At 67.8% G+C, this 7398-nt stretch carries 4 protein-coding genes and 1 pseudogene (1 of these 5 only partly in view); 1 reads left to right on the forward strand and 4 read right to left on the reverse strand.

The features are described 5' to 3' along the window. Positions 1–63: 63 nt before the first annotated feature. Both mfd and Q0326_RS09800 read right to left on the reverse strand, forming a co-directional pair. Positions 64–3534, reverse strand: coding sequence for a transcription-repair coupling factor (mfd, locus tag Q0326_RS09795; protein WP_298689651.1), 3471 nt, complete (start codon positions 3532–3534; stop codon positions 64–66). Between the two features lie 91 nt (positions 3535–3625). Continuing rightward, complete coding sequence (locus Q0326_RS09800; RefSeq protein ID WP_298689653.1) at positions 3626–3892, reverse strand: succinate dehydrogenase assembly factor 2; 267 nt, start codon at positions 3890–3892, stop codon at positions 3626–3628. A gap of 75 nt (positions 3893–3967) precedes the next feature. Between Q0326_RS09800 and recG the strand changes: the two genes are divergently transcribed. Beyond that, on the forward strand, positions 3968–6031 hold the full coding sequence (gene recG / locus Q0326_RS09805; RefSeq protein WP_298689655.1) for an ATP-dependent DNA helicase RecG: 2064 nt from the start codon (positions 3968–3970) through the stop codon (positions 6029–6031). Between the two features lie 7 nt (positions 6032–6038). Here recG and Q0326_RS09810 read toward each other — a convergent pair whose 3' ends face one another. Together Q0326_RS09810 and tyrS are read right to left on the reverse strand one after the other, a co-directional pair. After that, on the reverse strand, positions 6039–6371 hold the full coding sequence (locus tag Q0326_RS09810; RefSeq protein ID WP_298689657.1) for a PilZ domain-containing protein: 333 nt from the start codon (positions 6369–6371) through the stop codon (positions 6039–6041). A 114-nt stretch (positions 6372–6485) separates the two neighbouring features. Then, positions 6486–7398, reverse strand: a pseudogene (tyrS, locus tag Q0326_RS09815) (tyrosine--tRNA ligase); it runs 334 nt beyond the window's last position.

Consider the following 7398-nt stretch of genomic DNA (forward strand, 5'->3'; position numbering starts at 1 on the left):
TCCGTTCGAATGCTAACTTCCGCCAAACGCTGCGGACCTGGACCCCGGCTTTCGCCGGGGAACTTAGGCCGCCGCCTTGGCCAATCCCTTTGCCAGCTGCGTCGCCCCGTGCAGTCGCGCCTTCGGGTCGCCCCAGGCGCGCGCGATCACCAGCTTGTCGTCCGGGCGCAGCTTGGCGGTGCCCTTGAGCCGCTCGATATAGCCGAACAGACCCGGGACGTTGGGGAAGCCCCCCTCCGCGAAGGTCACCAGCGCACCCTTGGGCCCGACGTCGAGTTTGGCGACACGCGCCGTGCGGCATTCGAGCTTGATGCCGATGATATCGATCAGATTGCGCGTCTCCTCGGGCAGCTTGCCGAAGCGATCGATCAGCTCGGCGGCGAACGCCTCGATCTCGGCGCGGCTCTCGAGCTCGTTGATGCGGCGATACAGCCCCATGCGCAGGTCAAGATCGGGGACATAGGCCTCGGGAATCAGGATCGGCGCGTCGACATTGATCTGCGGCGAGAAATCGACCTTGGCTTCGGGCACATCCACACCGCCTGCTTTGGCCGCCATGATCGCGTCCTCGAGCATCGACTGGTAGAGTTCGAAGCCCACCTCCTTGATATGCCCCGACTGCTCGTCGCCGACCAGATTGCCGGCGCCGCGGATGTCAAGATCGTGGGATGCGATGTGGAAGCCGGCGCCCAGCGTGTCGAGATTGACCAGCACCTGCAGCCGCTTGTCGGCCGCTTCGGTCATCAGCCGACCGGGCGGGGTGGTGAGATAGGCATAGGCGCGCGCCTTGCCGCGGCCGACTCGCCCGCGCAGCTGGTAGAGCTGCGCGAGGCCGAAGCGATCGGCGCGGTGGACGATCATCGTGTTGGCCGAGGGAATATCGAGACCGCTCTCGACGATCGTGGTCGACAGCAGCACGTCATATTTGCGGTCATAATAGGCCGACATCCGCTCCTCGACCTCGGTCGGCGCCATCTGCCCGTGCGCGGTGACGAAGCTGATCTCGGGCACTTCCTCGCGCAGGAATTTCTCGATATCGGCAAGATCGGCGACGCGCGGGGTAACGAAAAAGCTCTGCCCGCCGCGATAATGTTCGCGCAGCAGCGCCTCGCGCAGCACCACCGGGTCCCACGGCATCACATAGGTGCGGACGGCCAAGCGATCGACCGGCGGCGTCTGGATCACCGACAACTCGCGCAGGCCCGACAGCGCCATCTGCAGCGTGCGCGGGATCGGCGTCGCGGTCAGCGTCAGCACATGGACGTCGGCCTTCATCGCCTTGAGCCGCTCCTTGTGGGTAACGCCGAAGCGCTGCTCCTCGTCGACGATCACCAACCCGAGCCGCTTGAACTCGACCTGCTTGGCAAACACGGCGTGGGTGCCGACGACGATGTCGATCTGGCCGCTCTCAAGCCCCTCGCGCACGCTCTTCGCCTCGCCCGCGGTGACGAGCCGCGACAGCCGACCGATGTTCATCGGGAAGCCGCGGAAGCGCTCGACGAAATTCTGATAATGCTGGCGCGCGAGCAAGGTCGTCGGGCACACCACCGCGACCTGCATCCCCGCCATCGCCGCGACGAAGGCGGCGCGCAGCGCGACTTCGGTCTTGCCGAAGCCGACGTCGCCGCAAACGAGGCGGTCCATCGGCTTGCCCGCGCCAAGATCGTCGAGCACGTCGGCGATCGCGCGTTCCTGGTCCTCGGTCTCCTGGTAGGGGAAGCGGTTGACGAATTCGGGATAGGCGGTGTCGGGTTCGGCGAGCTCGCCGGTGCGCAGCGCCCGCGCCGCCGCAGTCTTCATCAGGTCGCCCGCGATCTCGCGGATGCGCTCCTTCATCCGTGCCTTGCGCGACTGCCAGGCGACGCCGCCGAGCTTGTCGAGCCCGACCTCGCCGTCCGAGCCGTAGCGCGACAGCACGTCGATATTCTCGACCGGCACGAATAGCTTGTCGCCGCCCGCATAGGAAAGCTGGACACAGTCGTGCGGCGCCTTGCCGACCGGGATCGAGGTCAGCCCCTCATAGCGGCCGATGCCGTGATCGGCGTGCACGACCAGATCGCCGGGCGACAGCGTCGCCAGCTCCTGGAGGAAGGCGTCGGTCGATTTCTTGCGGCGCTGGCGGCGGACGAGGCGGTCGCCGAGCATGTCCTGCTCGGTGAGCAGCGCGACATCGGGGGTGGTGAAGCCGTGGTCGAGCGGAAGGACGCAGAGCGCCACCGCCCCCTTGGCGATGCCCCTGGCGGCGCCGAGCGCCTGCTGCCAGCTGTCGACCAATTCGAAATGCTCGAGCCCATGATCGCGCAGCAGCCCCGACAGCCGCTCGCGCGAGCCGACCGAGTAGCTGGCGAGGATCAGCTTGCGCCCGTCGCGCTGTAGCTTGCGCGCGTGCGCTGCGACCGCCTCGTAGACATTTTCCTGCGCGGTGCGCTCGGGGGCGAAGTCGCGCGGGCCGTCGACGTCGAAGTCGAGCACGGTGGCGCTCGTCGGTTCGCGATAGGGTGTCGCCAAATGGATCGGCCGCTTCTCGATCGCCCGCTCCCATTCCTCCGGCGCGAGATAGAGCGAGGCGGCCGGCAGCGGCCGATAGCTGCCCGGATCGGACGACTGCGCGCGCACCCGGTTGGCGTGATAGTCGGTGATCGCCTCGAAGCGGTTGTCGGCGGCGCCCGGCGTGCCCGCGTCGCGGACAATGACGTCGTCGTCGCCGAGATGCTCGAACAGGCTGGCGAGCATCTCCTCGAACAGCGGCAGCCAATGCTCCATGCCGGCCAGCCGGCGGCCGTCGCTGATCGCCTGGTAGAGCGGATCGCCCGTCGCGGTCGCGCCGAAGCGCTCGCGATAGCCCGAGCGGAAGCGCTTGACGCTGTCCTCGTCGAGCAGCGCCTCCGAGGCGGGGAGCAGCGTGAAGCCGTCGATGCGGTCGACCGTGCGCTGGTTGGCGACGTCGAAGCGGCGTACGCTCTCGATCTCGTCGCCGAAGAAATCGAGCCTGAGCGCCATCTCCTCGCCCGACGGCCACAGATCGACCAGCCCGCCGCGCACCGCATATTCGCCGGGATCGGCGACGGTGTCGGTGCGGGTATAGCCATTGGCCTGGAGCAGCGCGGACAGCTTGTCGCGGTCGATCCGCTCGCCGGGCGCGAGCTTGGCCACCAACTGCCGGATGCGGAACGGGGTGAGCGTGCGCTGGGTGACGGCGTTGACCGTCGTCACCAGCAGCTGCGGGGCTTGCGAGGGTTTCTGCAGCGCGTGGAGCGTCGCCAGCCGCTCGGCCTGTGACCGCAGCGACGGCGAGGCGCGGTCGTAGGGGAGGCAATCCCAGGCGGGATAGGCGAGGATGGTCAGTTCGGGCGCGAAATAGCTCGCCGCCTCGGCAACCGCGCGCATCTGCACCTCGTCGGCGGCGACGAAGACCGCGCGGCCTTTCGCAGCGCGCGCGAGGTCGGCAAGAAGCGAGGGGAGGAAGCCGGCGGGGGCTGCGGAAAGGGTGAGCGGCTTGGCGGCACCGAGGATGCGCTGGAGGTTGTCGGTCAAAATATAATCCGTTCGTCCCGAGCGAAGTCGAGGGACGCGAGGTTGGGGAATGGTGTCTCGACTGCGCTCGACACGAACGGTTTGAGATGGCTCACTTCACCACCACGATATAATCGAGCTGCCGCATCGCCTGCATCTGCGCACCCTGATAGCGCGCCGGCACGGCGAGCGTGCCAATCGCCCAGGCCATGATGTCGACATCGTCCTCGTCGAGCAGCGCCTCGAACCACGCGATCTCATCGTCGCCCCAGCCCGCGGCATGCGCGTCGAAGAAGCCGCCGATCATATAGTCCGCCTCGCGCGTGCCGCGGTGCCACGCACGAAAGCCCATGCGCTTGAGGATGTGCTCGCGATCCAAGGGGGCAAACTCCAGACGACGAAATGCCGGCGGGCGCTTTTCGCGCGCGTCGGCTGTGGTAGAGGCCATGTAGGCATGCGACCCGAAATCCTCAATCCGCTGTTCGCCGAAATCGAGGCGCTGAAGGGCATCGGCCCGTCGCTGGCCAAGCCCTTGGCGAAGCTCGGCATCGCGCGCGTCGTCGACCTGCTGTTCCACCTGCCGACCGGGGTGATCGAGCGGCGGCGAGTCGATCGGCTCGCCATGGCCGATGCGGGCCGCGGCGTGATCGTGACGCTGGCCGCGCAGAGCTACAAATCCTCTGCCAGTCCGCGCGGACCCTTCAGGGTCCAGGCTACCGATCACGAAGGCAATTACGTCAGCCTCGTCTTCTTCGGCGGCGGGGGCGGCTGGGCACGCAAGCAGCTGCCGCTTGGCGAGCCGCGGATCGTGACCGGGCGGCTCGACCTTTATGGCCAGGAGCTGCAGATCGTTCACCCCGACCAGGTCGTCCCGCTCGAGGAGGCGGGCGAGATCGTCGAGCGCGAGCCGGTCTATCCGCTGTCGGCAGGCATCACCTCGCGGCGGATCGCGCAGATGGTGGCGCAAGCGCTCGAACGCCTGCCCTCGCTTGCCGAGTGGATCGAGCCAAGCCTGCTGACCCATCGCGGTTGGCCGAGTTTCTCCGAGGCGGTTGAGCGCGCGCATGGCGACCCGGCCGACGAGATCGCGCGGACGCGACTCGCCTATGACGAGGTCTATGCCAACCAGCTCGCCTTGATGCTGGTGCGCGGCGCGACGCGGCGGCGCAAAGGCAAGGCGCTCGTCGGCGACGGCCGGCTGCGCGGCCGGCTCGACCTGCCCTACACGCCGACCGGCGCACAGAGCCGGACGATCGCCGAGATCGAAGGCGATATGGCGCAGTCGCAGCCGATGCTCCGGCTGCTCCAGGGCGATGTCGGCGCGGGCAAGACGCTGGTCGCGACGATGGCGTTGCTCGCGGCGGTCGAGGCGGGGGCGCAGGGCGCGTTGCTCGCGCCCACCGAGATCCTCGCGCGTCAGCATCTCGCGACCTTCCAGCGCCAGCTGTCGCCGCTCGGGCTCAACGTCGCGATCCTGACGGGGCGCGAGAAGGGTCGGGTCCGTGAGTCGACGCTGATGGGGCTTGCCGATGGTTCGATCGACATATTGATCGGTACGCACGCGATCTTCCAGGAGGCGGTGGCGTACAAGGCGCTGGGTCTCGTCGTGGTCGACGAGCAGCACCGCTTCGGTGTCGCGCAGCGGCTGATGCTGGCCGGCAAGGGTGCGCACCCGCCGCACATGCTGGTGATGACCGCGACCCCGATCCCGCGCACGTTGACGCTCGCCAACTATGGCGAGATGGACGTCAGCCGGCTCGACGAGATGCCGCCCGGCCGCCAGCCGATCGAAACGCGCGTCATCGCGCTCGAGCGGCTGGGCGACGTGGTGGCAGGCCTCGGCCGGCATGTCGCGAATGGCGGACAGGCTTATTGGGTGTGTCCGCTGGTCGAGGAGACCGAGGCGGGCGACGACGCCGCGGCCGAGGCGCGTGCCGCGGCGCTCACGCTGATCTTCGGCGACAAGGTCGGCCTCGTCCATGGCCGTATGAAGGGCGCCGACAAGGATACGGTGATGGGCGCGTTCCAGGCTGGCACGATCGCGGTGCTGGTCGCAACGACCGTGATCGAGGTCGGGGTCGACGTGCCCAACGCGACGCTGATCGTCATCGAAGGCGCCGAGCGGTTCGGTCTTGCCCAATTGCATCAGCTGCGCGGACGCGTCGGGCGCGGGGACCAGCAATCGACGTGTCTGCTGCTGCGCGGCAATGCGCTTAGCGAAACCTCGCGGTCGCGCCTCGCCCTGATGCGCGAGAGCAATGACGGCTTTCGCATCGCGGAAGAGGATCTGCGGCTGCGCGGGGGCGGCGAGCTGCTTGGTACGCGGCAATCGGGCGAGGCGGGCGCGCGGCTGGCCGACGCGGTGCAGACGGCGGCGCTAATCGAGACCGCGCACGCCGACGCGCGGTTGCTCACCGATCGCGACGGCGGCCTCGAAGGACCGCGCGGTCAGGCGGCGCGGATCCTGCTCTATCTGTTCGAGCGCGACGCTGCGGTCGGACTGCTCCGCGCTGGCTGAGCGATCCTTAGACCTCGTTCCAGTTCGGGCGGTCGTGGGGGGTGCCGGCCAGCATGCGCGCATATTGATCGACGCCGATGCATTCGATGAACTCGCCGCCGACGCGCCCCGCCATCGACCAGACGATCCGCGCGGCCCGCGCGCCGACAACGGGCAGCTTGACCGCGACGACGTCGCCCGGCGCCAAAGCAGCCGACGAGCGTGACATGAAGCCGAGCGGGGAGATGTCGACCATGAACACCGTGGTGCGGATGCCGGCCGGTCCGTCGAGCGGCGCGCGGAAGGACACGATGTCGCGTTGGGCGCGGCGGCCCTCGATATTCAGTGCGGCTGTCGCCATGCTGGAAACCCTCTTGAACACCCGGCCAACATCGCCGCGCGGCGTGAAGAGAAGGTCAAGCGGTATCGTTAACGGCAATGCACCGACGATAGTCTTAGCGTCGCTACGGCCTTGTCAGCGCGTCAGAATTCCGTGGCGCTTCTTGCCAAGGCTGAGCTTGACCGCGACGTCTTCGAGCACGATCTCGAAGGCCGGATCGATGATCGCCAGATCGTTCAGCCGCACCGCGCCCTCGGCGATCTTGCGCCGGGCCTCGCCGTTGGAGGCGGCGAAGCCCATCACGGTGAGCGCCTGGACCAAGCCGATCGTGCCGCCGTCGATGCGCAACGTCGGCAGACTGTCGCCAGCCGACCCCTCCTCGAAGGTCCGGCGTGCGGTCTCGGCAGACTCGGCCGCAGCTTCCGCACCATGTGCCAGCGTCGTTGCGGCATCGGCGAGCGCCTTCTTGGCGAGGTTGATGCCGGCGCCTTCGAGCGCCTCGAGCCGCGCGATCTCGTCGAGCGGGAGATCGGTGAACAACCGCAGGAACCGCCCGACGTCGGCATCCTGCGTATTCCGCCAGAACTGCCAATAGTCGTAGGCGGGCAGCATGTCGGCGTTGAGCCAGACCGCGCCCTTGGCGGTCTTGCCCATCTTGCCGCCGTCGGCGGTGGTGATGAGCGGCGTGGTCAGCCCGAACACCTGTTCGCCCGCGACGCGGCGGGTGAGGTCGATGCCGTTGACGATATTGCCCCACTGGTCCGATCCGCCCATCTGCAGCCGGCAGCCGACGCGGCGCGTCAGCTCGAGGAAGTCATAGCCCTGCAGGATCATGTAGTTGAATTCGAGGAAGGACAGCGACTGCTCGCGGTCGAGCCGGAGCTTGACCGAGTCGAAGCTGAGCATCCGATTGATCGAGAAATGCTGGCCGATGTCGCGCAGGAAGGGGATGTATTCGAGGCGATCGAGCCATTCGGCATTGTCGACCATGATCGCATCGGTCGGCCCGTCGCCGAACGTCAAAAAGCGTTCGAACACGCGCTTGATC

It is taken from the genome of uncultured Sphingomonas sp. (assembly GCF_937859915.1).
Taxonomy (GTDB): domain Bacteria; phylum Pseudomonadota; class Alphaproteobacteria; order Sphingomonadales; family Sphingomonadaceae; genus Solisphingomonas.

Excerpts from the sequence above, each read along its gene's own strand:
- recG (WP_298689655.1), top strand. The coding sequence starts at position 3,968 with ATGCGACCCGAAATCCTCAATCCGCTGTTCGCCGAAATCGAGGCGCTG.
- Q0326_RS09810 (WP_298689657.1), bottom strand. The coding sequence starts at position 6,371 with ATGGCGACAGCCGCACTGAATATCGAGGGCCGCCGCGCCCAACGCGAC.